22 protein-coding genes and 1 pseudogene are annotated in these 26,126 nt (G+C 69.3%); 20 read left to right on the top strand and 3 right to left on the bottom strand.

All coding sequences use genetic code 11. From position 1 onward, the window contains the following. Positions 1–6: 6 nt before the first annotated feature. From IMT31_RS02505 to nrdR, 18 genes are all read left to right on the top strand, one after another. A complete protein-coding gene (locus IMT31_RS02505) occupies positions 7–1,749 on the top strand; it encodes a Mur ligase family protein (RefSeq protein WP_413543644.1) in 1,743 nt (580 codons plus the stop codon). After that, positions 1,746–3,254 carry a UDP-N-acetylmuramoyl-tripeptide--D-alanyl-D-alanine ligase gene (locus IMT31_RS02500; protein WP_413543643.1) on the top strand — a complete coding sequence of 503 codons (1,509 nt, stop codon included), beginning with the start codon at positions 1,746–1,748 and terminating at the stop codon, positions 3,252–3,254. Before IMT31_RS02505 ends, IMT31_RS02500 begins: the two co-directional genes overlap by 4 nt. Further along, positions 3,251–4,354, top strand: a complete 1,104-nt coding sequence (gene mraY, locus IMT31_RS02495) for a phospho-N-acetylmuramoyl-pentapeptide-transferase (RefSeq protein ID WP_413543642.1) — start codon at positions 3,251–3,253, stop codon at positions 4,352–4,354. The genes IMT31_RS02500 and mraY overlap by 4 nt, the downstream gene beginning before the upstream one ends. After that, entirely contained in the window at positions 4,351–5,880 is a 1,530-nt protein-coding gene (gene murD / locus IMT31_RS02490) for a UDP-N-acetylmuramoyl-L-alanine--D-glutamate ligase (RefSeq protein ID WP_413543641.1), read from the top strand. Before mraY ends, murD begins: the two co-directional genes overlap by 4 nt. An 11-nt stretch (positions 5,881–5,891) precedes the next feature. Continuing rightward, positions 5,892–7,169 (top strand): putative lipid II flippase FtsW, encoded by a 1,278-nt coding sequence (gene ftsW / locus IMT31_RS02485; RefSeq protein WP_413543640.1) that lies wholly within the window; start codon positions 5,892–5,894, stop codon positions 7,167–7,169. Next, on the top strand, positions 7,166–8,326 hold the full coding sequence (gene murG, locus IMT31_RS02480; protein ID WP_413543639.1) for an undecaprenyldiphospho-muramoylpentapeptide beta-N-acetylglucosaminyltransferase: 1,161 nt from the start codon (positions 7,166–7,168) through the stop codon (positions 8,324–8,326). The genes ftsW and murG overlap by 4 nt, the downstream gene beginning before the upstream one ends. Next, entirely contained in the window at positions 8,323–9,834 is a 1,512-nt protein-coding gene (gene murC / locus IMT31_RS02475; RefSeq protein WP_413543638.1) for a UDP-N-acetylmuramate--L-alanine ligase, read from the top strand. Before murG ends, murC begins: the two co-directional genes overlap by 4 nt. After that, on the top strand, positions 9,831–10,607 hold the full coding sequence (locus tag IMT31_RS02470) for a cell division protein FtsQ/DivIB (protein ID WP_345356427.1): 777 nt from the start codon (positions 9,831–9,833) through the stop codon (positions 10,605–10,607). The genes murC and IMT31_RS02470 overlap by 4 nt, the downstream gene beginning before the upstream one ends. A 130-nt stretch (positions 10,608–10,737) precedes the next feature. Continuing rightward, entirely contained in the window at positions 10,738–11,970 is a 1,233-nt protein-coding gene (gene ftsZ / locus IMT31_RS02465) for a cell division protein FtsZ (RefSeq protein ID WP_413543637.1), read from the top strand. Positions 11,971–11,986: 16 nt separating this feature from the next. Then, a complete protein-coding gene (locus IMT31_RS02460; protein WP_413543636.1) occupies positions 11,987–12,784 on the top strand; it encodes a polyphenol oxidase family protein in 798 nt (265 codons plus the stop codon). Continuing rightward, on the top strand, positions 12,781–13,590 hold the full coding sequence (locus IMT31_RS02455) for a YggS family pyridoxal phosphate-dependent enzyme (RefSeq protein WP_413543635.1): 810 nt from the start codon (positions 12,781–12,783) through the stop codon (positions 13,588–13,590). Before IMT31_RS02460 ends, IMT31_RS02455 begins: the two co-directional genes overlap by 4 nt. Positions 13,591–13,670: 80 nt before the next feature. After that, entirely contained in the window at positions 13,671–14,237 is a 567-nt protein-coding gene (locus IMT31_RS02450; RefSeq protein WP_413543634.1) for a cell division protein SepF, read from the top strand. Between the two features lie 53 nt (positions 14,238–14,290). After that, positions 14,291–14,593 carry a YggT family protein gene (locus IMT31_RS02445; protein WP_345356442.1) on the top strand — a complete coding sequence of 101 codons (303 nt, stop codon included), beginning with the start codon at positions 14,291–14,293 and terminating at the stop codon, positions 14,591–14,593. A 108-nt stretch (positions 14,594–14,701) separates the two neighbouring features. Beyond that, positions 14,702–15,541, top strand: coding sequence for a DivIVA domain-containing protein (locus tag IMT31_RS02440; protein WP_413543633.1), 840 nt, complete (start codon positions 14,702–14,704; stop codon positions 15,539–15,541). A 143-nt stretch (positions 15,542–15,684) separates the two neighbouring features. Next, positions 15,685–16,272 (top strand): signal peptidase II, encoded by a 588-nt coding sequence (lspA, locus tag IMT31_RS02435; protein WP_413543632.1) that lies wholly within the window; start codon positions 15,685–15,687, stop codon positions 16,270–16,272. Then, positions 16,256–17,218, top strand: a complete 963-nt coding sequence (locus IMT31_RS02430) for an RluA family pseudouridine synthase (protein WP_413543631.1) — start codon at positions 16,256–16,258, stop codon at positions 17,216–17,218. The genes lspA and IMT31_RS02430 overlap by 17 nt, the downstream gene beginning before the upstream one ends. Positions 17,219–17,263: 45 nt before the next feature. Next, a complete protein-coding gene (gene dnaE, locus IMT31_RS02425) occupies positions 17,264–20,857 on the top strand; it encodes a DNA polymerase III subunit alpha (RefSeq protein ID WP_413543630.1) in 3,594 nt (1,197 codons plus the stop codon). Between the two features lie 140 nt (positions 20,858–20,997). After that, complete coding sequence (nrdR, locus tag IMT31_RS02420; RefSeq protein ID WP_345356454.1) at positions 20,998–21,495, top strand: transcriptional regulator NrdR; 498 nt, start codon at positions 20,998–21,000, stop codon at positions 21,493–21,495. Positions 21,496–21,779: 284 nt separating this feature from the next. On the opposite strand, the pseudogene ppgK reads toward nrdR, so the two are convergent. Both ppgK and map read right to left on the bottom strand, forming a co-directional pair. Next, positions 21,780–22,574, bottom strand: a pseudogene (ppgK, locus tag IMT31_RS02415) (polyphosphate--glucose phosphotransferase); the annotation flags it as partial. 50 nt (positions 22,575–22,624) lie between these two features. After that, positions 22,625–23,581, bottom strand: coding sequence for a type I methionyl aminopeptidase (gene map, locus IMT31_RS02410; RefSeq protein ID WP_413543629.1), 957 nt, complete (start codon positions 23,579–23,581; stop codon positions 22,625–22,627). Between the two features lie 53 nt (positions 23,582–23,634). Between map and IMT31_RS02405 the strand changes: the two genes are divergently transcribed. Further along, a complete protein-coding gene (locus IMT31_RS02405) occupies positions 23,635–23,808 on the top strand; it encodes an SPOR domain-containing protein (RefSeq protein ID WP_345356463.1) in 174 nt (57 codons plus the stop codon). Between the two features lie 10 nt (positions 23,809–23,818). Here the strand turns inward: IMT31_RS02405 and panB are convergent, their stop codons facing one another. Then, positions 23,819–24,661 (bottom strand): 3-methyl-2-oxobutanoate hydroxymethyltransferase, encoded by an 843-nt coding sequence (gene panB, locus IMT31_RS02400; RefSeq protein WP_413543628.1) that lies wholly within the window; start codon positions 24,659–24,661, stop codon positions 23,819–23,821. Positions 24,662–24,780: 119 nt separating this feature from the next. Here panB and glnA point away from each other — a divergent pair, with 119 nt between their 5' ends. Continuing rightward, positions 24,781–26,121, top strand: coding sequence for a type I glutamate--ammonia ligase (glnA, locus tag IMT31_RS02395; RefSeq protein WP_345356469.1), 1,341 nt, complete (start codon positions 24,781–24,783; stop codon positions 26,119–26,121). The last annotated feature ends 5 nt before the right edge of the window (positions 26,122–26,126 follow it).

Raw genomic sequence — 26,126 nt, 5'->3', positions numbered from 1 at the left:
AGCATCATGAGCACACCACTGTCACCGGCCGAACAGGATGCCGCCTTCAGGCCGGACCACACGGAACCACTGGACTGGAACGATCTCGTCGAGGCACTGAACCGCGCCGGGCAGCCCGTCGAGCTGACGGGGGCTCCCGGAGGCTGGCCGGCCGGGGACGGGCCCGTCGGTATCGCCATGGACTCCCGAGCGGTCAGGCCGGGTGACCTCTACGTCGGCGTACCCGGGGCCAACCGGCACGGGGCGGAGTTCGCGGGGGCCGTCGTCGCCGCCGGTGCTGCCGGCCTGCTGACGGATCCCCGCGGGGCCGAACTGGCCACCGACCTGCCGATGGGCACACCGGTACTCGTGGTGCGTCAGGTCCGGGACGCCGTCGGACCGGCCGCAGCCGCGATCCACCGCAATGCCGGGGTCGGGCCGCGGATGTACGGGGTGACCGGGACCAACGGGAAGACCACCACCAGCTACTTCATCACCTCCCTCCTCCAGGCCTGGGGGGAGACCACGGGTCTGATCGGCACCATCGAGATCCGGGCGGGAGACCGTACGGTCCCGAGCACGCTCACCACCCCGGAATCGACCCAGCTGCACGCGCTCATGGCGCTGATGCGCCAGGAGCAGGTGGACGCGGCGGCCATGGAGGTCTCCTCCCACGCCATCAGCTACCGCCGGATCGCCGGGATGCACTTCGCGGTGTCCGGGTTCACCAACCTGACCCAGGACCACCTGGACCTGCATGGGTCCATGGAGGAGTACTTCGCTGCCAAGGCCGGCCTGTTCAGCGCCCGCCGGTCCGGGCGGGCCGTCATCACGGTGGACGGCGGACCGGACGCCCCGGATGCGGACGGCGCCACGTGGGGCACGCGGATGGCCGCCGCGGCCGACTGTCCCGTGGTGACCCTGTCCCTCGGGCCTGCCGCCGACCACGGAGGGGACCCCGTGTCCGGCACGGACTGGGCCGTCACGGAGCTGGAACCCGTGGGGCTCGGACACCGCTTCGCGTTGCACCACGCGCCCAGCGGCCGCCTGGTGCATGCCTCCACGGGACTGCCGGGGCGCTTCAACGTGGCCAACGCGGCCCTGGCCGCCGTGATGGTCCTCGAATCGCTGCCGTCGTCAGACTGGGACGCGCTGTCAGCCCTGTTGGATGCCCCCGTGGGCCAGGGCCCGTTCGCCACGGCCGTGCCCGGACGCATGGAGGTGGTGGCGCACGCACCGGATGCCATCGTGGACTTCGCCCACAACCCGGATGGGATGGAGCGTGCCCTGGAGTCGGTGCGTGACGCCCGGCTGGCGGCCGGCAACGTCGAGGGCCGGACCATCCTCGTGTTCGGGGCCACGGGCGAGCGTGACCGGGCCAAGCGCCCGGTGATGGGGCGCATCGCCGCCGAGTGGGCCGACGTCGTGATCGTCACGGACGACGACGCCCACCGGGAGGAACCATCCGGAATCAGGGCGGAGGTGCTCGCCGGGGTACGCCAGGGTGCCGAGAAGGCGGCCGCCGCAGGGCGGACGGTCCAGGTCCACGAATCCGCGCCGCGCCAGGACGCCATCGAGCTGGCAGTGTCCTTGGCCACATCACGGGACACCATCGTGCTGGCCGGGAGGGGGCACGAGACCGTGCAGGACATGGGCGGGGTGGACGTGCCCCTCGACGATCGGGTCGAGCTGCGGGCCGCCGTGGCGCGGCACGGTGCGGCCCCCTCATCTGATTCTCATGAGCATGGACGTAAAGTTGACGGGTCATGATCGAACTCTCCGCATCCACCGTCGCCGAGGCCACGGGAGGCACCCTGACTGCCACCGTCAGTGCCGAGGCCACCGTGGACACCGCCACCACCGACTCCCGGGATGTCTCCGGGGGGACCCTGTTCATCGCCAAGCCCGGTGAACACGCCGACGGGCACGATTTCATCGCGGCTGCGCGCGCGGCAGGGGCAACGCTCGTGCTCGCCGAACGCGAGACCACGGACGGCGAGGGGCGGCCGGACCCCGCGATCATCGTGGAGGACGTGGTCTCGGCCATGGGGCGGCTGGCGGCGTACATCGTGGAAAGAATCCGGGAGCACTCGCCCACCACGGTCATCGGCATCACCGGCTCGGCCGGCAAGACCACCACCAAGGACCTGCTGGCGGCCATCCTGTCCGCCGCGGGCCCCACGGTGGCCCCCCGGAACTCCTACAACGGGGAGGTGGGTGTCCCGCTGACGGTGTTTCGGGCCGCCCTGGACACCCGCTACCTGGTCATCGAGATGGGGGCGGACGAGGTCGGCAACATCGAGTACCTGTCCTCCATGGTGAAGCCGGACATCGGCGTGGTGCTGATGGTCGGCTCGGCGCACTCCGGCAAGTTCGGCGGCGTGGAGAACATCGCCAGGACGAAGGGCGAGCTCGTGGAGGCCCTGCCTGCGGACGGCGTCGCCGTACTCAACCGGGACGACGCCCGGGTGGCCGCGATGGCCGAGCGGACCCGCGGGAAGGTGGCGTGGTTCTCCGTTGAGGAGGGGACCTTCCCCCTGGTGGACGCGGACCTCGAGGCCGGGTCCGCGGCCTTCTCCGCGCTGGCCGGATCCCTGACCACCACCGCCGAGGAGCACCCCGACTTCGAGCTGAGGCTGGGAGCCGGCACCGCCGCCGCATCCCACCACGTCACCTCGGGGTTGATCGGCCGCCACCACGCCGCGAACATCGCGGCGGCCGCGGCGGCCGCCACCGCCGCCGGACTGGATGCCGAGGTGATCACCAAGACCCTCAACGGGGCCGGGGCCACCAGCAGCCGCCGGATGGAGCGCACCGACCGCCCGGACGGCATCACCGTCATCAACGACGCCTACAACGCGAACCCCGAGTCCATGCGGGCCGCGCTGCAGACCCTGGCCGTGATGGGGCGTTCCACCGGCCGGCGCACCTGGGCGGTCCTGGGGGAGATGCTCGAGCTCGGTGAGGACCGCATCCGAGAGCACACGGCCATCGGCACCGCCGTGGTGCGGTTGAACATCGGCCAGCTCCTCGTGGTCGGGGACGGGGCACGTCCGCTCTACACCTCAGCGGTCAACGAGGGCTCCTGGGGCGATGAGGTCGATTTCGCCGCAGACCCTGACGTCGCGGCCGAGTTGCTGGAGCGCAAGCTGGCACCCGGAGACATCGTGCTGTTCAAATCCTCCAATGGCGCCGGGCTGGGTGATCTGGGCGATCGGATAGCCTGTGGTCCGGCGGACGTCCCCACCGGGGACCGGAAGGAGCAGAGCCAGTGATAGGCCTGTTGATCGGTGCCCTCCTCGGGCTCGTACTGACGCTCGTCGGAACGCCGCTGTTCATCAAGTTCCTGGTGCGCCAGGGCTACGGGCAGTTCATCCGGGACGATGGGCCCACCACCCACAAGACCAAGCGTGGCACTCCCACCATGGGCGGCACCGTGTTCGTGGTGGCCACCGTGCTCGCCTACTTCCTCACCCACTGGATCATGGGCGGGCTGCAGCTGGAGAACGCCGGTCCCACCTCCTCCGCCATGGTGCTGCTGCTGCTCATGGTGGGCATGGGGTTCGTGGGCTTCCTGGACGACTTCACCAAGATCTCCAACCAGCGCTCCCTGGGCCTGACCCCGTGGGCCAAGATCATCCTGCAGGCCGTGGTCGGCACGGGATTCGCCGTGTTGGCACTGAACTTCCCGAACGAGCGCGGACTCACCCCGGCCTCCACGGCCATCTCCTTCGTCCGTGACCTCCCGATCGACCTGGCGTTCGCCGGCCCCGCGATCGGCGTCATCCTGTTCGTCATCTGGTCCAATGTCATCACCACGGCGACCACCAATGCCGTGAACCTGACGGACGGGCTGGACGGCCTGGCGACGGGCGCCACCGCCATGATCACCGGTGCGTACATGCTGATCACCGTGTTCCAGGCCAACCAGCACTGCGGCGTCACCAGCGGGGGTGCCGGTTGCTACGCGGTCCGGGACCCGATGGACCTGGCCGTACTGGCCGCCATCCTCACGGGTGCCCTCATCGGCTTCCTGTGGTGGAACACCTCTCCGGCCAAGATCTTCATGGGGGACACCGGCTCCCTGGCCCTCGGTGGTGCTCTGGCCGGGTTTGCCATCCTGTCCCGCACCGAGCTGCTGGTCATCATCCTGGCCGGACTCATGGTCCTGATCACCCTCTCGGTGATCATCCAGGTGGGTTACTTCAAGGTCTCCGGCGGCAAGCGGGTCTTCCTGATGGCGCCGCTCCAGCACCACTTCGAGCTCAAGGGCTGGGCCGAGGTCACGGTGGTCGTCCGGTTCTGGCTCATCGGACTGCTGTGCGTCGGGGTCGGAATCGCCCTGTTCTACGCCGACTGGGTGTTCTCCCAGTGAGCGGCGGCACCGGACGGCACGAGCGCCTGGCGCAGCTCACCAGCTGGGATGCCGACTGGTCGGGGCTGCGCGTGGTCGTCACCGGCCTCGGGCTCTCCGGCTTCTCCGCGGCGGACACCCTGGCCGAACTCGGCGCGGAGGTGGTGGCCGTGGATGGACAGGACACCCCGGACACCCGCGGCAAGGCAGACACCCTGAGGATCGTGGGGGCACGGGACGTGCTGCTCGGGGAGCAGCACACCACCTCGGTGCCCGACGTCGGCGGCGCGCCTCCCGAGCTGATCGTCACCTCCCCGGGGTGGCGGCCGGACCAGCCCCTGCTGGCGGCGGCGGCTGCCGCCGGGATCCCCATCTGGAGTGACGTGGAGCTGGCCTGGCGTCTCAGGGAGCGTGCCGGCCGCAGGACGGCCGACTGGCTGGTGGTGACCGGCACGAATGGGAAGACCACCACGGTCGGCATGGTCGAGTCCATGCTGCTCGCGGCCGGACAGCGCGCTATTGCCTGCGGCAACGTCGGCACCCCCATCCTGGACGCGATCCGTGACCCGGAGGGCTGGGACACCATCGCGGTGGAGCTCTCCAGCTTCCAGCTGCACTGGACCCACCACATCGAACCGGCGGCCTCGGCCGTGCTCAACATCGCCGAAGACCACGTGGACTGGCACGGCTCGTTCGAGGCGTACTGCGCGGACAAGGCCAAGATCTACGAGAACACGCGGGTGGCCTGCGTGTTCAATGAGGCCGAGCCGCTGACGCTGCGGATGGTCCAGGAGGCGGACGTCCAGGAGGGCTGCCGCGCGGTCTCGTTCTCCACCGACACCCCGGGGTTGTCGATGCTGGGGGTGGTGGACGGCATCCTCGTGGACCGGGCCTTCCTGGAGGACCGGGCCCACCAGGCGCTGGAGCTGGGCCAACTCGAGGACCTGGGCCCCATCGCGCCGCAGCACCAGGTCGCCAACGCCCTTGCCGCGGCGGGGCTCGTCCGGGCCCTGGGCGTGGCGCCCGAGGCGGTCCGGGACGGATTGCGGGGCTACCGGCCCGGTGACCACCGGATCCAGCTGGTGGCCCGGGCGGAGGACGTGCTCTGGATCAACGACTCCAAGGCCACCAACCCACACGCCGCAGACGCCTCGCTCGGTTCCTTCAGCCAGGTCGTGTGGATCGCGGGCGGACTGCCCAAGGGCATGAGCTATGACGCGCTCGTGGCCCGGCACGCCGCTCGGCTGCGTGCCGTGGTGCTGATCGGCGCGGATCCCAGCGAACTCTCAGGAGCGCTGGGACGACACGCGCCGGACGTCCCGGTTCTGTCCACAGCGGTGCGGGACACTGGAGAGGACCCCTCGGACGGCCACCTGGCCATGGCGGCAGCGGTCCGTGAAGCCGATGCGGTGGCCCGGCCCGGGGACGTCGTGTTGATGGCGCCGGCTGCGGCGTCCATGGACCAGTTCGCCTCCTACGCCGATCGGGGAGACGCCTTTATCAACGCCGTCGCCCGCCTCATGGACACCAAGGGGCTGGGCAGCTAAGGAGCCCGTGCATGGTGACCACCCCCATCCGGCCGTCGGGCCGCACCCGGGGTCCAGCCAGGACCGGGAGCTCACCGCAGCAGCGCAGCCCGCGGGCGGCCCGGTGGTGGCAGCGGTGGTGGACCTTCCTCGACGGCAAGGACTCCGCCCGCACCTCCTTCTTCCTGATCCTGGGCTGCGCCTCCGCACTGACCGTCATCGGCATGGTCATGGTGCTCTCCTCCTCCTCGGTGGAGAACATCGGCGAGACCACCGGGTCCTATGACCTGTTCCTGCGCCAAGCCCTGTTCGGCGTCTTCGGCCTGCTCCTGATGCTGCTGCTGTCACGGCTGGGCCCGGAGCGGATGCGAAAGCTGGCCTGGCCGGCGATCATCATCGGCGTGGTCCTGTTGGCGCTCGTGTTGACACCCCTCGGGCACGAGGTCAACGGCAACCGGAACTGGTTGCGGGTCGGCGGCTTCACGGCCCAGCCCTCCGAGGCCGCCAAACTGGCCCTGGCCCTGTGGGCCGGGGTCGTGCTGGAGCGCAAGGCCGCGCTGATCGGCAGGCTCCAGCACGCCATCGTGCCGGTGCTGTTCCCCGTGGGAGCGCTCCTGTTGGGCCTGATCATGCTGGGCAAGGACCTGGGAACCGCCATGGTGATCATGCTGATCCTGGCGGCGGTCCTGTTCCTGGCGGGGACGAAGCTGCGCTACTTCCTGGTGGCCGGAGGCATCGGGGCCGCGGCTGCCATCATCCTGGCCCTGACCTCCGCCAACCGAGCCGTGCGGATTCAGGCCTGGCTCGGCAACTGCGAGTTCCCCACCGAACCCTGCTACCAGCCAGACCACGGGATGTACGCCCTGGCCTCCGGAGGGTGGTGGGGGGTGGGACTGGGCCAGTCCCGCCAGAAGTGGAGCTACATCCCCGAGGCGGAGAACGACTTCATCTTCACCATCCTGGGCGAGGAGCTGGGCCTGGTGGGCACGCTCCTGGTGATCGGACTCTTCGCAGGCCTGGCCATCGGCATGTTCCGGGTGGCCCGCCGCTCCACCTCATTGTTCGTCAAGATCACCACGGGAGGCATCCTCGCCTGGATCATCGGTCAGGCCTTCATCAACATCGCCATGGTCACCGGCCTGCTGCCCGTGATCGGCGTCCCGCTGCCGTTCATCTCCTATGGCGGCTCGGCCCTGACCCTGGTGCTGGCCGGCGTGGGCATCGTCCTGTCCTTCGCCCGCCAGCAGATCCTTCAGGAACGCCTGAACACCCGCGCCGCACCGGCCCAAGCCCCTGGAGGCACCTCATGACCGAAACACTGCGCGTGGTCCTCGCCGGCGGCGGCACCGCGGGCCACGTCAGCCCGATGCTCGCCATCGCCCGGGCACTGGGGGACCTGTACCCGGAGACGGCTGCGGGCCGGGGCAACGAGGCCGTACGGTGCACTATGGTCGGCACCACCACGGGACTGGAGACCCGGCTCGTGCCGGCGGCCGGATACGAGCTGGACACCATCGACCGGGTGCCCATGCCCCGCCGGCCCACCATGGACCTGGTCCGGCTTCCCGTGCGTCTCCGGCGTGCCGTCACCCAGGCCGGGGAGATCCTCGCGAGGCGCCGGGCCGACGTCGTGGTGGGCGTGGGCGGGTACGTCTCCACACCGGTGTACCTGGCCGCCGTGCGCCGCGGGATCCCCCTGGTGATCCATGAGGCCAACGTGCGCGCCGGGCTGGCCAACAAGCTCGGGGCCCGCCGTGCCGCTGTGGTCGCCACAGCCTTCCCAGAGACCGAGCTCGCCCGGGCCCGGTGCGTCGGGATGCCCATGCGCCGGGAGATCTCCACCCTGGACCGGTCTGCGGCCCGCGGCGGGGCCCGCCGAGCCCTCGGCCTGGACGAGTCCGCCCCCACCGTGGTGGTCACAGGGGGCTCCTCCGGCGCGCAGAACCTGAACCGTGCCATCGCGGGGTCGCTGCCGGAGTTCGCCGCCGCCGGGCTGCAGGTGCTGCACCTGACCGGCCGGGACAAGCAGGTGCTGGGCCCGGACGGAGGTCTGCTGGAATCGCCCGGCTACCACCAGCGGGAGTACCTGGACGGCATGGAGCAGGCGTACGCGGTGGCCGACCTGATCGTGGCCCGTGCCGGGGCCGGCACCGTTCACGAGCTGGCCGCTGTGGGGCTGCCGTCCATTCTGGTCCCCCTCCCGGTCGGCAATGGGGAACAGGCCCTCAACGCGAGGGGACTCGTGGCCTCAGGCGGCGGGCTCACGGTCCGGGACGAGGCCTTCACGCCCGAGTGGATCAGCCGTGAACTGATTCCCCTGGCCCGGGACGCGGAACGCCTGCTGACCATGTCCGCCGTGGCCGAGCGCCTCGGCGTCCGGGACGCCGACCGCACCATGGCGCGCCTCGTGGTGCAGGCGGCCGGCCGTGCCCAACCCACCGCCTACCCCTCGGGAGAAGACCAGTGACCCAGCCCGTGACCCCCGGACCCGTGACCCCGGCCACCGACGGACTGGCCGGGCTGGGCCGCATCCACTTCCTCGGCCTCGGTGGGGTCGGTGTCTCCGGGATCGCCCGGATCATGCAGCAGCTGGGCGCCAGGATCTCTGGAACCGACGCCAAGGACCTGCCGGTGATGAGGGAGCTCGAGTCCGCTGGGGCCGCCGTCTTCGTGGGGTATGACGCCGAGAACCTGGATCGGGTCGCGGCGGACGGCGGCGGCTCCGTGGACACGGTGATCGCCTCCTCGATCGCCGGCCCGGGCAACCCCGAGTACGACGCCGCGGTGCAGCGGGGCCTGCCGGTCCTGCACCGTTCCGAGGGGCTCGCCGCGGCCATGGCCGGACACCGCGTCCTGGCCGTTGCCGGCACCCACGGCAAGACCACCACCTCCTCCATGGCCGCCATGACCTTCACCCGCGCCGGCGTGGATCCCACCTTCGCAGTGGGTGCCGCCGTGGCCGGTCTCGGGACGAATGCCTCGGCCGGTACGGGGGAGTGGTTCATCGCCGAGGCAGACGAATCGGACGGCACCCTGCTGAACTACCGCCCCGAGATCGCGATCCTGACCAATGTGGAGGCGGATCACCTGGACCACTACGGATCCGAGGAAGCCGTCACCCAGGTCTTCCGGGACTTCATCCGGCTCCTGCCCGGCCGGGGCGTGCTGGTGGCCTGCGCGGACGATCCCGGCGCCCGTGAGGCCGCCGACTGGGCCCGGGCGGCCGGGGAGCCGGACGTTCCGGGCCCACGGGTGGCCACCTACGGCTCGGACCCCTCCCGGACCGACGACCTGGTTCTGGTGGACAGTGTGCTCACCGGACTGGACGGTGGCACCGGTCAGCGGGTCACCTACCGGTGGCAGGACGGCACGACGACGGTGCTCACCCTGTCCGTGCCGGGGCGGCACAACGCGCTGAACGCGGCCGCCGTCCTGCTGGCCGCGTATCACGCCGGTCTGGACGAGGCCGCGGCGGCGAGCGGGCTCGAGCAGTTCCGTGGCACCGCCCGTCGCTTCGAGTACCGCGGCCAGTCGGCGGGGGTGCGGGTCTTCGACGACTACGCCCACCATCCCACCGAGGTGGCTGCCGCCATCGCCGCGGGCCGGACGGTGGCGGGGGAGCACCGCCTCCACGTGCTGTTCCAGCCTCACCTGTTCTCGCGGACCCGGGACTTCGCCCAGGGCTTCGCCGAGGCGCTCTCCGCAGCGGACGGTGTGCGGGTCCTTCCGGTCTACCCGGCCCGCGAGGAACCGATCCCCGGCGTCGGTTCCCACCTCATCGCCGAGCGGGTGAACGCGCCCCTGCCCGGGGCGAGGGTCGTTCCCGAGGACGCGGCCGCCGCGGTGGAGTCCCTGGTGGCGCCGGTGCGTCCAGGCGACGTCATCCTGACCATGGGCGCCGGGGATGTCACGGCTCAGGCAGGCGCCGTCCTGGAGGCCTTGGGGCGGCGGACTCCGCGGGGGGAGGACGGATGACGCAGACCGAACAACGGCTGGATGCCCCGGACACCGGCAACGTCCTCGAGTTCCCCGAGACCGACCGCCAGGCCCGCAGGCGCCACCGCAGAGTGTGGTGGGTCGGCGGTGCCGGGCTGGTGGCGGTGCTGGCCGTGCTCGGCGCGGTCCTGTACTTCTCCCCGGTGCTGGCGATCTCCACCGTCACGGTGGACGGCACGGACCTGCTGGCCCAGGAGAGGGCCGAGGACCTGTTGGGGCCGGTCCATGGCCGTCCGCTGCCCCAGGTGGGCCAACAGACCGTGGCGGACCTGCTCGAGGACGAGCCCGCCGTGGACACCGTGCGTGTCCATGCCGAACCGCCCCACGGCCTCTCGGTGGAGGTGGTGGAGCACGAGCCGGTGGCCCTGGTCCCGGACGGTGCGGACCGGACCCTGTACTCCGCGGCGGGCGCCGCGCTGGCGACCATCCCCGAGGAGCGTGCCGGCGACTACAGCCTGCCCAGCGTCGCGAGTGTGGCCGACCTCAGCGACCCGGCCGTCTTCGACGCCATCACCTCGGTGCTCGGGACCCTTCCGGAATCGATCCGGACACAGATGGAGTCGGCCTCGGCCCAGACCATCGACTCGGTGACCCTCACCCTGACGGACGGCCGGACCGTGCTGTGGGGAAACCCGGAGCAGGGAGCGCGCAAGGCCCAGGTCCTGGAAGCCCTGTTGAAGGTTCCGGAGGACGAGGAGAACCCCGTGCAGGAGTTCGATGTGTCCACCCCGGACCGCCCCGTGACCCGATGAAAGACGACACACCGATGGCCGGTCTTTGCACGATTGGCCCCAGCACCATAACGTTTCACCCAGAAGTCAGGTTGACATAACACTAACCTTCAACCTGAACGTTAAGCCAATCGAGCAAGGGACATCTACTGTGGCAGCACCCCAGAACTACCTGGCCGTCATCAAGGTCGTCGGTATCGGCGGCGCCGGCGTGAACGCCGTCAACCGCATGATCGACGTCGGACTCCGCGGCGTGGAGTTCATCGCCATCAACACCGACGCCCAGGCGCTGCTCATGAGTGATGCCGATGTGAAGCTTGACGTGGGCCGCGAACTCACCCGCGGCCTCGGTGCCGGCGCGAACCCCGAGGTCGGTCGCCAGGCCGCCGAGGACCACGCCGAGGAGATCGAGGAGGTCCTGCGCGGGGCGGACATGGTCTTCGTGACCGCCGGTGAGGGCGGTGGCACCGGCACGGGCGGCGCGCCCGTGGTGGCACGCATCGCCCGTTCGCTCGGCGCCCTGACCATCGGCGTGGTGACCCGGCCGTTCACGTTCGAGGGCCGCCGCCGCGCGACGTCGGCGGAGTCCGGCATCGACGGACTGCGGGACGAGGTCGACACGCTGATCGTCATCCCGAACGACCGCCTGCTGTCCATCTCCGACCGCAACGTGTCCGTGCTGGACGCCTTCAAGTCCGCGGACCAGGTGCTGCTGTCCGGCGTCCAGGGGATCACCGACCTGATCACCACCCCGGGCCTGATCAACCTCGACTTCGCGGACGTGAAGTCCGTCATGCAGGGTGCGGGTTCTGCCCTCATGGGCATCGGCTCCGCGCAAGGCGAGGACCGTGCCGTCAAGGCCGCAGAGCTGGCCATCGCCTCGCCGCTGCTGGAGGCCTCCATCGACGGCGCCCACGGTGTGCTGCTGTCCATCCAGGGCGGTTCCGATCTCGGTCTGTTCGAGATCAATGAGGCGGCCCGTCTGGTCCAGGAGGTGGCCCACCCGGAGGCGAACATCATCTTCGGTGCCGTCATCGACGACGCTCTCGGTGACGAGGCCCGCATCACCGTGATCGCGGCCGGCTTCGACCAGGTGGACGCCACCTCGGCTCCGGCCGGGGGCTTCAACACCGGCACGAAGCCGCAGAACCAGCAGGCCACCCTGCCGGGATCGCAGAACGGCGGCGCCCAGCCGTCCAACCAGCAGGTCCCGAACCAGCCGGTGCCGAACCGTCCGGTTCCGGCCCTTCCGGAGAGCGCCCCCACCGCGGAGACCTCCGGCTACCAGGCCGAACCTGCTCAGCAGGACCTGCCGACGGTGGTCGAGCCGGACCTGTCCGGCACCGGCCGTGACGACTTGGACGTGCCCGACTTCCTGAAGTAGGCGGGGGGCCACGGCGTTGCTGCACCACCCGGCGGGGGAGAAGTCCCCGTTCCTGTGGCGGACCGAGCCCGCCCCCGGCCTCCACGTCGGCTTCACCGGGGTCGACGCCGGCAATCTCGCCTTCCATGTCAGCGGTGCCCGTTCCGCCGATGGGGTTGACGTCACGGCGGCCCGCGAGGCCGCCGCGGAGGCGAGGCGCCGCCTCGAGGACGTCATGGACGTTCCCCGGGGGCGCACCGAGTACCTGACCCAGGTCCACTCTGCGCGCGTGCTTCCGGCGGAGGGATTCGGCTGGGGGGAGGCGGCGTCTCCGCGGGAGGCGGATGCCCTCGTCAGCGCCACCGGCCGGGACCCCCTGGCCATCATGGTGGCCGACTGCCTCCCGGTGGCACTGGTCTCGCGGCATGCGGGGGAGGGCGAAGCCACCGGCCCCACGGCCGTGGCACACGCGGGGCGTCGGGGCCTCTTGGACGGGGTGCTGGAGAACACGGTCCATCGAATGCGGCAGGACGGCGCCGGGGGCAGCCGCGGAGACATCGAGGCCTGGATCGGCCCCGGGATCTGCGGGCGTTGCTACGAGGTCCCCGAGTCCATGCGTGCCGAGGGGGCTGCCCGGATCCCGGCCTGCGCCTCCACCACCTCGTGGGGGACCCCCGCGCTGGACCTGCCTGCAGGAGCCGACGAGATCCTGACGGCGCTCGGGGTCACGGTGCGCCACAGTGGGGTCTGCACGCTGGAGGACCACCGCGTCTACTCGCACCGCCGGGAGCCGGGCCGCGGCCGGTTCGTGGGGCTGGTGTGGCGTCAACCATGAGTGAGGATGAGATGGGCAAGTCAGTGGGTGAGGGCCGCACAGCCGAGCTGGGCCGGGCGCTCGAGGCCGTCCGGCGGCGCATCGACCGGGCCGTGGCCGATGCCGGACGAGCCAGTGCCCCGCGTCTGGTGGTCGTCACCAAGTTCCATCCGGCCGAGGACGTCCGTCGGCTGTCCGATCTCGGCGTCGAGGACGTCGGCGAGAATCGGGACCAGGAGGCCAGTGCCAAAGCAGCCGAGGTAGACGCCCTGGCGGGGGCCGCCGGCAGGGGGTCGTCAGGACCGACCTGGCACTTCATCGGCCAACTGCAGTCCAACAAGGCCAAATCCGTGGTGCAGTACGCCGGTGCGGTGCACTCGGTGGACCGCGCGTCACTCGTGAAGGCCCTGTCCGCGGCCATGTCCCGCGAACAGGCGCGTCGCCGGGAGGCGGGGTGGGGCGCCCGCCGGGACCTCGACTGCCTGATCCAGGTGGACCTGGATCCCCGTCCGCCGCACGAACGGCCGGCCGGGATCGGCTCCCGCGGTGGGGCGCAGCCGGACGAGGTGCCCGCACTGGCGGAGCGGATCGACGCGGCGGAGGGGCTGGCACTGCGAGGCCTCATGGCCGTCGCGCCACTGGGTCTGGACCCCGGGCCCGCCTTCCGCCGGCTCCGGGAACTCTCCGTTGCGCTGGTGGCTCGACACCCGGGTGCCACCTGGATCTCGGCTGGCATGAGCCAGGACCTGGAACAGGCAGTGGCTGCGGGGGCGACACACCTTCGGGTCGGGACTGATGTCCTCGGGCCGCGCCCTGAGGTGGGTTAACCTCGAAGGTGTCTGCTGCGAGGGCGGATGACGCAGGGCCGGGAGCTTCCCGGGCGCTTTCCACACGGTGAGGACTTTCGATGGCTGGTGCACTGAAGAAAACCATGATCTACCTCGGGCTCGCCGATGGCGATGAATACTACGAGGAAGACCAGCGGGCTGGAGAGCAGCCCCGCAGGCAGGAGCGCGCCGAGCGGCCGGCAACGGCCGAGCCGGCCGAGGCCTCCGGTGAATGGGAGGACGAGGGGCGTGACGAGCGCCCGCAGCCCGTCCGGGCGGCCTCACCCCAGCCTGCGGAGCGCGAGTATCGTGCGCCTGTCACCCCCATCAAGCGGGCCACTCAGTCCCGGGAAGAGGCCACGTCCGTGCGTCAGATCACCACTGTCCATCCTCGCTCCTACAACGACGCCAAGCTCATCGGCGAGTCGTTCCGAGGGGGCATCCCCGTCATCATGAACGTGACGGACATGAGCGAGTCCGATGCCAAGCGCCTCGTGGACTTCTCTGCCGGCCTGGTGTTCGGACTCCACGGTGCCATCGAGCGGGTCACCAACAAGGTGTTCCTGCTGACCCCCGCCACCGTCCAGGTTCTGGGCGAGGACACCTCGGGCGCCGAGGACCAGGCGCACTTCTTCAACCAGAGTTGACACCGGACCGGCGGGACCGAACCCGTCCGGACCCTGGTGTGGAATAGGCTGCCGTGACCCTGATCTTCTCCCTCATCTACCTCGTGCTGGCGCTGGTGCAGCTCCTGCTGCTGATCCGGATCGTCTTCGATGTGGTGCAGTCCTTCGCCCGTACCTGGCGGCCCCAGGGTGTCCTGCTGTTGGTGGCGTCCACCGTCTACTCCGTCACGGATCCACCCCTGCGATGGTTGCGTTCCAAGATTCCTCCCGTGAACCTCGGGGGGATCGGTATCGACGTGGCGTTCCTGATCCTGTTCGTGGTGGTCGTGCTGCTGAAGTCCGTGGCGGCGGCCCTTGCCGTGGGCGCGTTGGGCTGATGGTAGCCTGAGAAACAGTGTGGTCTCGGGGTGCCGACCGGCAGTCCCGGAGCCGCAGAGTAGACCATTGCCCTGAAGGGCAGACCGAATACGTATTGGGGTGACCACATGGCTCTGACGCCGGAAGATGTTGTCAACAAGCGGTTCCAGCCGACGAAGTTCCGGGAGGGCTACGACCAGGACGAGGTTGACGACTTCCTCGACGAGATCGTGGTCGAGTTGCGCCGTCTCAACCAGGAGAACGACGAGCTTCGCCGCAAGGTGTCCGAGCTGCAGCCCGGCGGAACCGGCGAGTCCGTCGTCCCCGCTCCGGTGTCCGCCGAGGGCACCACCGAGGCCGCCGAGCCGGTGGCCGACTCCGTGGATTCCCCGGAGGCGGCGGCGGAGACCCCGGCAGCAGAGCCCACCGAGCAGGCCCCCGTGGCTGAGGAGAAGCCCGCTGCGGCACAGACCTCCGCCCCGGCGGCCGTGGCCCCGGCTGCGAAGACCGAATCCACCGTGACCGAGCCCGCTCCCGCCGCAGAGCCAGAGGCTGGCGCCGGGGCGTCGACGGCCCAGCCGGCCGCCGCTGAGGCTTCGAGCGCTGAGGCTTCGAGCGCGCCGGGTGCCGGTGCGGCCCACGGCGCCACGGCCACCTCCGCTGCCGGCGTTCTGGCCATGGCCCAGAAGCTGCACGACGACTACGTGGCCGAGGGCCAGTCGAAGCGCGAGCAGATCGTCGCCGAGGCCCAGAACGAGGCCACCGGGTTGGTCAACGACGCGCAGGAGAAGTCCCGCAAGACCCTGGCCGACCTCGAGGAGAAGAAGTCGGTGCTCGAGCGCAAGGTCGAGCAGCTCAAGGGCTTCGAGCGTGACTACCGCTCCCGTCTGAAGGCCTACATCGAGGGCCAGCTGCGCGATCTGCAGAACCAGGGTCCGATCCAGGACGAGGCCGCGACCTCCTCCTGATCGTCCGGCCCGCGGACTGAGCGCGAGCCGTCGATCCAGAACATCACAGAACCGGGCCGGCCATGGTGAACCTCCATGGTCGGCCCGGCCTGTTGCCACCGACACCCCGGCCCTGAGCCGCACAGCACCGAAGGACGGCCCGCGTGACCGAGACCGAGCCCACCCGGCCCGAGGGGCCCCACGGTGTCCTGACCCCCACCGCGGCGCGGGCGCGTCACCGGGGATGGATCTCCGTGCTGGTGTTCGTGGTGGGATACGTCCTGGACCAGCTCACGAAGCGCTGGGTCGAGACCACCATGACCGAGGGGCAGGTCACGGACGTCCTGCCGCCGGTGCTGCGCTGGCACTTCATCCGCAACCCGGGAGCGGCCTTCTCGATCGGCGAGGACCACACCTGGGTCTTCACGATCATCCAGTGCTCCGTGGCCGTGGTGGTGGTGGTGCTGCTGTTCCGGGTCCGCTCCTCTGTCTGGGCGGTGGCGCTGGGGGGACTCCTCGGTGGAGTGCTCGGCAACGTGACGGACCGGCTCCTCCGTCCGCCGGGCTTCGGCGTGGGACACGTGGTGGACTTCATCGCACTGCCGAACTTCGCCATCTTCAACATCGCAGACTCGTTGATCGTGTGCTCCATGATCGTGATCGTGCTGCTCATGTTCACGGGGCGCCGGCTGGACGGCACTCGTGAGGCGTCGGAGCAGGCCGCCGGGTCGGGCCGTGACGTCGAGGACTGAACCCGGCCCGGTCGTCGTCGTCCCCGAACCCGGCGACGGGGGCCGGCGCGTGGACGCCGTGGTGGCCACCGCCCTCGGGGTCTCTCGTACGAAGGCCGCCGGCTGGTGCGCGGCCGGCCTTGTGGTGGAGCGTCCCACCGGCGCTGGGGCCGGAGGCCGGCCGGTGCCGAAGTCCGCCAAGGTGTCGGCCGGTACCGAACTCGTGGTCGACATCCCTGAGGAACCCAACCCGCTGGACGTGAAGGTGGAGATCGTGGAGGACCTGGACATTCTGGCCGACGAGCCTGACTATGTGGTCGTGGACAAGCCGGTGGGGGTGGCGGCCCACCCCTCGCCCGGATGGGTCGGCCCCACCGTTGTCGGGGGTCTCGCCGGCGCCGGATACCGGATCTCCACCTCGGGTGCGCCCGAGCGGCAGGGGATCGTGCACCGACTGGACGTCGGGACCTCCGGCATCATGGTGGTGGCCAAGTCCGAGCGCGCCTACACCGTCCTCAAGGACGCCTTCCGGGACCGGACCCCCCAGAAGACCTACCACGCCGTGGTGCAGGGTCTGCCGGACCCGCTGAACGGGACCATCGACGCGCCGATCGGCCGCCACCCCGGTCATGACTGGAAGTTCGCCGTCCTCGACGGGGGCCGCGACTCCGTGACCCACTACCGGACGATGGAGGCCTTCGGCCGGGCGACCCTTGTGGAGGTCACGCTGGAGACGGGCCGCACGCACCAGATCCGCGTGCACTTCTCCGCCCTGCGCCACCCCTGCGCCGGGGACCTGACCTACGGTGCCGATCCCAGACTGGCGGCGGAGCTCGGTCTGACCCGGCAGTGGCTGCATGCCCATCGCCTGGGTTTTCCCCACCCGATCACCGGTGAGTGGGTGGACTACGAGAGTCCCTATCCGCAGGACCTGGTCTACGCGCTGGGCGTGTTGCGCGGCGAGTGACTAGGGTGGATGACCGGCAGAACGAGCAATAGGGAAGTACACAGCATGACCGCGACAGCGCAGGGCACCCGTGACGCCACCCGGGACGGCGGGTTCGCCCACCTCCACGTCCACACCGAGTACTCGATGCTGGACGGCGCCGCCAAGCTCAGCGAGCTCTTCGACGAGACGAAGCGGCTGGGCATGGACTCGATCGCGATCACGGACCACGGCTACCTCTTCGGGGCGTTCGACTTCTGGAAGCAGGCCACCGATGCCGGCGTCAAGCCGATCATCGGGCTGGAGGCCTACCTGACCCCCGGGCAACTGCACCGTTCGGACAAGACGAAGGTCCGGTGGGGCGAGCAGCATCAGCGTGGGGACGACGTCTCCGGTGGTGGTGCCATCACCCACATGACCCTGCTGTCCAAGAACAACAAGGGCATGCACAACCTGTTCCGGGCCGGCTCCATCGCCTCTCTGGACTCGGTCTACGCGAAGTGGCCGCGCATCGACCGGGAGCTGCTCTCCACGTACTCCGAGGGTCTGATCGGCACCACCGGCTGCCCCTCGGGCGAGATCCAGACGCGGCTGCGGCTGGGCCAGTACAACGAGGCCCGAGAGGCCGCCGCCGAGTTCCAGGACATCTTCGGGCGGGAGAACTTCTACTGTGAGCTGATGATGCACGGCCTGGACATCGAGAAGCGGGTCATCAAGGACCTGCTGAAGCTGTCCAAGGACCTGAAGATCCCGTTGGTGGCGTCCAACGACCTGCACTACACACACGAACACGACTCCAAGCCCCACGAGGCACTGCTGGCCATCCAGTCCGGGTCCAACCTGCTTGAACCCACCTACGACCAGGGCGGGTCCCGCTTCGCGCTGTCCGGCACCGAGTACTACGTGAAGTCCCCGCGGCAGATGCGGGACCTGTTCTCCGAGTTCCCGGAGGCCTGTGACAACACGCTGCTCATCGCCGAGCAGTGCGAGGTGTCCTTTGACACCGAGGCCAACTACATGCCGAGGTTCCCCTGCCCGCCGGGGGAGGACGAGACGAGCTGGCTGACCAAGGAGGTCGCCACCGGACTGGCCTTCCGCTACCCCAACGGCGTCCCGTCCCCCGTGCGCAAGCAGGCCGACTACGAGCTGGATGTCATCCTCTCGATGGGGTTCCCCGGCTACTTCCTCGTGGTGGCCGACTTCATCAACTGGGCCAAGGACAACGGCATCCGGGTGGGGCCGGGGCGTGGTTCCGGCGCCGGCTCCATGGTGGCCTACGCGCTGAAGATCACCGAGCTCGACCCGCTGGAGCACGGGCTGATCTTCGAGCGCTTCCTCAACCCGGACCGCGTGTCCATGCCGGACTTCGACGTGGACTTCGATGATCGCCGCCGCTCCGAGGTGATCGACTACGTCACCGAGAAGTATGGCGACGAGCGTGTCGCCATGATCGTCACCTACGGCACCATCAAGACGAAGCAGGCCCTCAAGGACTCGGCTCGTGTCATGGGCTTCCCCTTCTCCATGGGGGAGACGCTGACCAAGGCGCTGCCGCCGGCCGTCATGGCCAAGGACATCCCGCTGAAGGACATCGAGGACAAGTCCTCGCAGCGGTACGGTGAAGCCGGTGAGTTCCGTGAACTGGTCGCCGCTGATCCGGACGCGGCCAAGGTCTTCGAGACGGCCAAGGGCGTCGAGGGGCTGAAGCGGCAGTGGGGCGTGCACGCCGCGGGCGTGATCATGTCCTCGGAGCCGATCATCGATGTCATCCCGCTCATGCGCCGCCTCCAGGACGGCCAGGTGATCACCCAGTTCGACTACCCCACGGCAGAGGGCCTGGGGCTGATCAAGATGGACTTCCTCGGCCTGAGGAACCTGACGATCATCTCGGACGCGATCGAGAACATCCAGATGAACCAGGACTTCACCCTGGACCTGGAGTCCCTGACGTTCGATGACAAGGCGTCCTATGAGCTGCTGGCCCGGGGCGACACCCTGGGCGTGTTCCAGCTCGACGGCGGCCCCATGCGGTCGCTGCTGAAGATGATGAAGCCGGACAACTTCGAGGACATCTCGGCCACCATCGCGCTGTACCGCCCGGGTCCCATGGGCGCGAACTCGCACACCAACTACGCCCTGCGCAAGAACGGCCAGCAGGAGATCACACCGATCCACCCCGAGCTGGAGGAGCCCCTCAAGGACATCCTCGACACGACCTACGGTCTGATCGTGTACCAGGAGCAGGTCATGGCCATTGCCCAGAAGGTCGCCGGGTACTCGCTCGGCCAGGCGGACATCCTGCGCCGGGCCATGGGCAAGAAGAAGAAGTCTGAGCTGGACAAGCAGTACGTGGGGTTCCACCAGGGCATGGTGGACCGCGGGTACTCGGAGGCCGCTGTCAAGGCCCTGTGGGACATCCTGCTCCCGTTCTCCGACTATGCGTTCAACAAGGCCCACTCGGCCGCCTACGGGCTGGTGTCCTACTGGACCGCCTACCTGAAGGCCCACTACCCGGCCGAGTACATGGCCGCCCTGCTCACCTCCGTGGGGGATGACAAGGACAAGATGGCGATGTACCTCAACGAGTGCCGCCACATGGGCATCTCGGTGCTCCCGCCGGACGTCAACGAGTCCTCCCTGTACTTCACCTCGGTGGGCAAGGACATCCGCTTCGGCATGGGCGCGGTCCGCAATGTGGGTTCCAACGCCGTGGCCGGGATGGTCTCCGCCCGTGAGGAGAAGGGTGCCTTCGCCTCCTTCCAGGACTTCTTCAAGAAGGTCCCGGCAGTGGTGTGCAACAAGCGCACCATCGAGTCACTCATCAAGGCCGGTGGATTCGACTCGCTCGGCTGCGCCCGCCGCGCCCTGCTGGCCGTGCATGAGGAGGCCGTGGACGCGGCGGTGGCGCAGAAGCGTCAGGAGGCCAACAACCAGTTCGACTTCTTCTCCCTGCTCGAGGAGGAGGGCGGCGACGCGGGGGATGCCGGATTCGGCATCGAGGTCCCGGACATGCCGGAGTGGGACAAGAACGACAAGCTCACGTTCGAGCGCGAGATGCTCGGCCTCTACGTCTCCGACCACCCCCTGCAGGGGCTGGACGGCGTGCTGGCCCAGCATGCGGACATCTCCATCACCCACATCCTGTCCGACGACGGCCCCTCAGACGGTGCCATGGTGACCATCGCGGGGCTCATCACGGGTCTTGAGCGGCGCATCGCCAAGAGCTCCGGAAACGCCTACGCGCGCACAGAGATCGAGGACCTGGGCGGTTCGATGGACGTGATGTTCTTCGGCAAGGCCTACGCCCCCATCGCCACGATGCTGGCCCAGGACCTCGTGGTGGCCGTCAAGGGCCGGGTGCAGCGGCGCGATGACGGCTCGGTCTCCCTGAGCGCGCAGGAACTGACCATCCCGGACCTCTCGGACGGACACTCCGGCCCGGTCTCCCTCACCCTGCCGGCCTTCAAGGCCAACGAGACCGTGGTCTCCGCACTGGGAGACGTACTCAGGACGCATCCCGGCACCACCGAGGTGCGGCTCAAGCTCACGGGGACGCGCACCATGGAGATCATGCAGTTGGGCGCAGACTTCCGGGTCAGCCCGAACCCCGCGCTCTTCGGCGACCTCAAGGTGCTGCTGGGCCCGGCCTGCCTGGAGTGACCCCGCACCCCGCGGTGCCATGGATGGTGTCCCGCGCGTGAACGGACCACTACATCTGGTAATCCCACGATTGTTATTCCGGTGGGGTGGGGCTTATGATGGAGCATGAGCACAACGGCTGAAGGGGGCGTCAGGATCTGATGCATTGTCCCTTCTGTCGGCATGAGGACTCCCGGGTGGTGGACTCCCGCTCGCTGGATGACGGCTCGGCGATCCGCCGGCGCCGCCAGTGCCAGTCCTGCGGCAAGCGCTTCACCACCATGGAGACCACGGCGCTGACGGTCGTCAAGCGGTCCGGTGTGGCAGAGCCCTTCGACCGCTCGAAGGTCATCAACGGTGCCCGGAAGGCATGTCAGGGTCGGCCGGTCACGAGCGACGACCTGGCCATGCTGGCGCAGGAGGTCGAGGAGACCATCCGGGCCACGGGCAACGCCGAGGTGGATGCGCACGAGGTGGGGCTGGCGATCCTGGATCCGCTGCGCCGCCTGGACCAGGTGGCGTACCTGCGGTTCGCGTCCGTCTATCAGGCGTTCGACTCCCTGGACGACTTCGCCCAGGCCGTCGAGGAGCTGCGTTCGGCGGGAGACCGCTCGGACACCGGCGTGAGGACATTGCAGCCGAGGCTCTTCACCCGCTGAGGCGGAAGGCCCCACGGGGCATCGAGACTGCCGATGGCGGCTCCGGAGGGGAAGCCGGAGCCGCCATCGGCCACCACCCTCTGGACCCCGGCGTGACGCTAGCGGGACGGCTTCCGGACGGCCTTGTCAACCTTCGCGGCCTTCTTGACCGCCTTGTGCATAGCCTGGTCCGTGATCGTGGCCCCCGCAGATTCGTCCACCGAGCGCTGTGCCAGGGCCTGATCGGCGGCCTTGCGGGCGGTGCCGAGGAGAGCCTGCCGGGCGGCGGTGCCGGCCAGGGCGTCAGTGGCCCAGAGTGCGGCTCCCACGATGCCCGCGTTGTTCTTCAACGCGGCCGGGACGATCGGGGATCGCAGGTCCAGCAGCGGCAGGTAGTCCTCCGGGCGTTTGGAGATGCCGCCGCCCACGATGATCAGGTCCGGATAGAAGATGCCCTCCACGTAGGAGAAGTACCGCTGGAGCCGTTCGGCGTATTCCGGCCAGTCCAGGTCCTCGCGGTCCCGTGCTGCCGCTGAGGCCCGGGTCTCGGCCACTGCGCCGTCGAGCTCGATCGTGCCGAGTTCGAGGTTGGGTACCAACTCACCGTCGCGGAACAGGCCCGAGCCGATACCGGTGCCCAGGGTGATGACCAGGACCGTCCCCTGCACGCCCTTGCCCGCACCGTAGCGAACCTCGGCCAGTCCGGCGGCGTCGGCATCGTTCACGGTGGACACCGGTCGCTTCAGCGTCTCGGAGAACAGCGTGTCCACGTCCGTGCCGATCCAGGACGGGTCCATGTTGGTGGCCGTGAGGCAGACCCCCTGGTGGATGGCGGCCGGGAAGTCGACCCCCACGGGGAGGGTCCTGGACGGGGCTCCCTTGCGGGAGTCCAGTTCGTCCACGATCTCCTTCAGCACGGAGGCCACGGCATCGGGGGTGGCCGGCTGTGGGGTGGGGATGCGGTGCCTCTCACCCTTCAGCCGACCCGTCTTCGGCCCCTCGCCGAGCCGGACGACTCCTCCCTTCATGCCGGTGCCACCGACGTCGACGCCGAGGGTGGTGAACTTGCCAGTGGACGGATCGGTGGTCTTCTTCGCCATGGTGCGCTCTCGGGTCGTGGAATCGGTCGGGTGGGGTTCGAACCGTCGGATCAGGGCCGGGTCAGGATCTCGGCGCCGTCCTCGGTGACCACCAGGGTGTGCTCGAACTGGGCGGTGCGCTGGCGGTCTCGCGTCACCACGGTCCAGTCGTCGTCCCACATATCCCAGCGGATGGTGCCGAGGGTGATCATCGGTTCGATGGTGAAGACCATGCCGGGAACCATCACGGTGTTGTGGGCGGGCGCGGCGTCGAAGTGGGGGATGACCAGCCCGGAGTGGAACTCGCGTCCCACGCCGTGGCCGATGAAGTCGCGCACCACGCCGTAGCCGAAGCGCTTGGCGTAGGACTCGATGGCGCGGCCGATCACGTTGATCTCACGTCCTGGCTTGACCGCCTTGATGCCCCGCATCATGGCCTCGTGGGTACGCTCCACGAGCAACCGGGACTCCTCGTCCACGGTGCCGACCAGGAAGGTCATGTTGTGGTCTCCGTGGTGGCCGTCCAGGTACGCCGTGATGTCCAGGTTGACGATGTCCCCGTCCTCGAGGGGCGTGTCGTCCGGGATGCCGTGGCAGATGACCTCGTTCAGGGAGGTGCAGATGGCCTTGGGGAAGCCCTTGTAGCCCAGGCAGGAGGGGTAGGCCCCGTGGCTGACGATGAACTCGTGGGCGATCCGGTCCAGCTCCGCCGTGGTGACCCCCGGTGCGATGTGCCTGGCGGCCTCCTCCATGGCCTGGGCCGCGATGCGCCCGGCGGCACGGATCCTCTCGATCCCCTCCGCGTCATAGACATCCGATCCGTTGCCCTCGTCGGCCGTCGCACGGCCGACGTATTCCGGCCGTTCGATGTGCGCGGGGACGGGAAGCTGGGGGGCGACGACGCCCGGGACCAGGGTGCCCAGCGGCGCCTTCGATCCGGGCTCGCCGCGCGACGGGCCTTCCGGGGCCGGTCCGTTGTGACTGGTGGGGCGTGCGGTGGTGGCCTGCTGCGGGGCGTTCTGGGACATGCCTCGATCCTATCGCCGTGGTGGGGTTGGTCTACGGCCACTAGTCTGGGGCGATGAGCGAATACTGGTACAACGTCGTCAGCCACCAGGTCGAGGAGGGCCCTCAATCGGACTGGTCGAAGCTGCTGGGCCCCTACGCCTCCCGCGCCGAGGCCGAGCAGGCCATCGCCCAGGTGCAGTCCAACAACGAGCGCTGGGACGAGGCTGACGAGGACGCCAACGACTAGGTCAGTTCACCTACCCCTCGAAACCGTGCTCCGGGGCCGGGAACGTGCCCTCGAGCACATCGTGGTGGAACCCGGAGACGGCCTCGGACACCACGGCGCGCAGATCGGCATACTGCCTGACGAAGCGGGGCATCTTCCCCGCCCTCAGGCCCAGCATGTCCTGCCACACGAGCACCTGGCCGGTGGTGTGCGGCCCGGCGCCGATCCCCACGGTCGGCACGCGCAGTGACTCATCCACCTGCCGGGCGATGTCGGCGGGGACCATCTCCATCAGGACGGCGAAGGCTCCGGCATCCTGCAGGGCGGTGGCCTCGCGGATCATGGTCTCGGCGGCGCCCTCCGACCGGCCCTGGACCCGGTACCCTCCCAGGACGTTCTCGGACTGTGGGGTGAAGCCGATATGCCCCATCACGGGCACGCCGGCGTCCGTCATCATCCGGACGTGCTCCACGTAGCGTTCCCCACCCTCCATCTTCACGCCGTGGATCCCGGTCTCCTTGACGAGCCGGATGGCGCTCTCGGTGGCCTGCTGGGGGGAGACCTCATAGGAGCCGAACGGCAGGTCGCACAGCACCATCGCCCGGCGGGTGCCGCGGACCACGGAACCGGCATAGACGATCATCTCGTCCAAGGTGATGGGCAGGGTGGTGGCGTGCCCCATCATGGTGTTGGCGGCCGAGTCTCCCACGAGGATGGTCTCGAGGCCGGCCTCGTCGAAGACCTGGGCCATCTGGAAGTCGTAGGCCGTCAGCATCGCGAACCGGCGGCCCTCGTCCTTCGCCCGCTGCAGGTGCACGGTGCGGTATCGGTTGGGCGCGGCGGCGGCATGGGGTGCGGTCTCGTTCTCGGCCATGGCGGCAGTCTAGACGTTCGCCGGTCAGCGGTCGCATCGGCCACGGACCGGTCCGTGGCGCACTACAGTGGAGCCAACAGCAGAAAGAGCCGTGTTCCCACAGGAGGCCGCCAGAGACCATGGATCGCCAACAGGAGTTTGTCCTCAGAACCATCGAGGACCGGGACGTTCGCTTCGTCCGGCTGTGGTTCACCGACGTCACCGGAACCCTGAAATCCGTGGCACTGGCCCCGGCCGAGGTGGAGGGGGCCTTCGCCGAGGGACTCGGCTTCGACGGGTCCTCGATCGACGGATACACCCGCATCTTCGAGTCCGACATGTTGCTCCAGCCCGATCCCTCCACCTTCCAGATCCTGCCCTGGCGTGGCGAGGAGGAGCCGACGTCCCGGATGTTCTGTGACGTCCTGACCCCGGACGGCGAGGCGTCCTCCGCCGATCCCCGCCAGGTACTGCGCCGCCAGCTGTCCCGGGCCGCGGACATGGGCTTCACGTTCTACACCCACCCCGAGATCGAGTTCTACCTGCTGCAGTCCAAGGAGGTGGGGCCGGACGGCCAGCCCATCCCCGTGGACCAGGCCGGCTACTTCGACCACGAGCCCGGGGGCGTGGCCACGGACTTCCGCCGGCACGCGGTCAACATGCTGGAGGCCATCGGGATCTCGGTGGAGTTCAGCCACCACGAGTCGGGCCCGGGCCAGAACGAGATCGACCTGCGATACGCGGATGCGCTGCAGACGGCAGACAACATCATGACCTTCCGGACGGTCATCAAGGAGGTGGCCCAGCTCCAGGGCAACTACGCCACCTTCATGCCCAAGCCGTTCGGCCAGCACGCCGGGTCCGGCATGCACACCCACTTCTCCCTGTTCGAGGGTGACTCGAACGCCTTCTTCGAGCCCAGCGCGGAGTTCCACCTCTCCACCACGGGCCGCAGGTTCATCGCCGGGCTGCTGCACCACAGCGTGGAGATCACGGCCATCACCAACCAGTTCGTGAACTCGTACAAGCGGCTCTGGGGCGGAGGAGAGGCACCCTCCTACGTGTCCTGGGGCCACAACAACCGCTCGGCGCTGGTCCGGGTGCCGCTGTACAAGCCGGACAAGGCGGGATCCGCCCGAGTCGAGTACCGCGGGATCGATGCCTCCGCCAATCCCTACCTGACCTACGCGGTCCTGTTGGCCGCCGGGCTGAAGGGCATCGAGGAGGAGTATGAGCTTCCCGAGGCCGCCGCCGAGGACATCAGCGCGCTGACCTCGATGGAGCGCCGGGCACTGGGCCACCATTCCCTGCCGGGCACGCTGCACGACTCGCTGCGGGCGATGGAGGAGTCCGAGTTCGTGGCCGAGGTGCTGGGGGAGACGGTCTTCGAGAACTTCCTGAGGAACAAGCGCCAGGAGTGGGACGAGTACCGGGTCGAGGTCACGCCGTACGAGCTGCAGCGCAACCTCGGCATCCTCTGACCGGG

The sequence above is a fragment of the Citricoccus nitrophenolicus genome, assembly GCF_047305825.1.
GTDB classification, from domain to species: Bacteria; Actinomycetota; Actinomycetes; order Actinomycetales; family Micrococcaceae; genus Citricoccus; species Citricoccus nitrophenolicus.
Note: the sequence above shows the minus strand (reverse complement) of the source record. Positions and strands in the feature narration are given on the sequence as shown.

Excerpts from the sequence above, each read along its gene's own strand:
- IMT31_RS02505 (WP_413543644.1), top strand. The coding sequence starts at position 7 with ATGAGCACACCACTGTCACCGGCCGAACAGGATGCCGCCTTCAGGCCG.
- IMT31_RS02500 (WP_413543643.1), top strand. The coding sequence starts at position 1,746 with ATGATCGAACTCTCCGCATCCACCGTCGCCGAGGCCACGGGAGGCACC.
- ftsW (WP_413543640.1), top strand. The coding sequence starts at position 5,892 with ATGGTGACCACCCCCATCCGGCCGTCGGGCCGCACCCGGGGTCCAGCC.
- murG (WP_413543639.1), top strand. The coding sequence starts at position 7,166 with ATGACCGAAACACTGCGCGTGGTCCTCGCCGGCGGCGGCACCGCGGGC.
- IMT31_RS02470 (WP_345356427.1), top strand. The coding sequence starts at position 9,831 with ATGACGCAGACCGAACAACGGCTGGATGCCCCGGACACCGGCAACGTC.
- IMT31_RS02455 (WP_413543635.1), top strand. The coding sequence starts at position 12,781 with ATGAGTGAGGATGAGATGGGCAAGTCAGTGGGTGAGGGCCGCACAGCC.
- IMT31_RS02450 (WP_413543634.1), top strand. The coding sequence starts at position 13,671 with ATGGCTGGTGCACTGAAGAAAACCATGATCTACCTCGGGCTCGCCGAT.
- IMT31_RS02440 (WP_413543633.1), top strand. The coding sequence starts at position 14,702 with ATGGCTCTGACGCCGGAAGATGTTGTCAACAAGCGGTTCCAGCCGACG.
- dnaE (WP_413543630.1), top strand. The coding sequence starts at position 17,264 with ATGACCGCGACAGCGCAGGGCACCCGTGACGCCACCCGGGACGGCGGG.
- nrdR (WP_345356454.1), top strand. The coding sequence starts at position 20,998 with ATGCATTGTCCCTTCTGTCGGCATGAGGACTCCCGGGTGGTGGACTCC.
- map (WP_413543629.1), bottom strand. The coding sequence starts at position 23,581 with ATGTCCCAGAACGCCCCGCAGCAGGCCACCACCGCACGCCCCACCAGT.
- IMT31_RS02405 (WP_345356463.1), top strand. The coding sequence starts at position 23,635 with ATGAGCGAATACTGGTACAACGTCGTCAGCCACCAGGTCGAGGAGGGC.
- panB (WP_413543628.1), bottom strand. The coding sequence starts at position 24,661 with ATGGCCGAGAACGAGACCGCACCCCATGCCGCCGCCGCGCCCAACCGA.
- glnA (WP_345356469.1), top strand. The coding sequence starts at position 24,781 with ATGGATCGCCAACAGGAGTTTGTCCTCAGAACCATCGAGGACCGGGAC.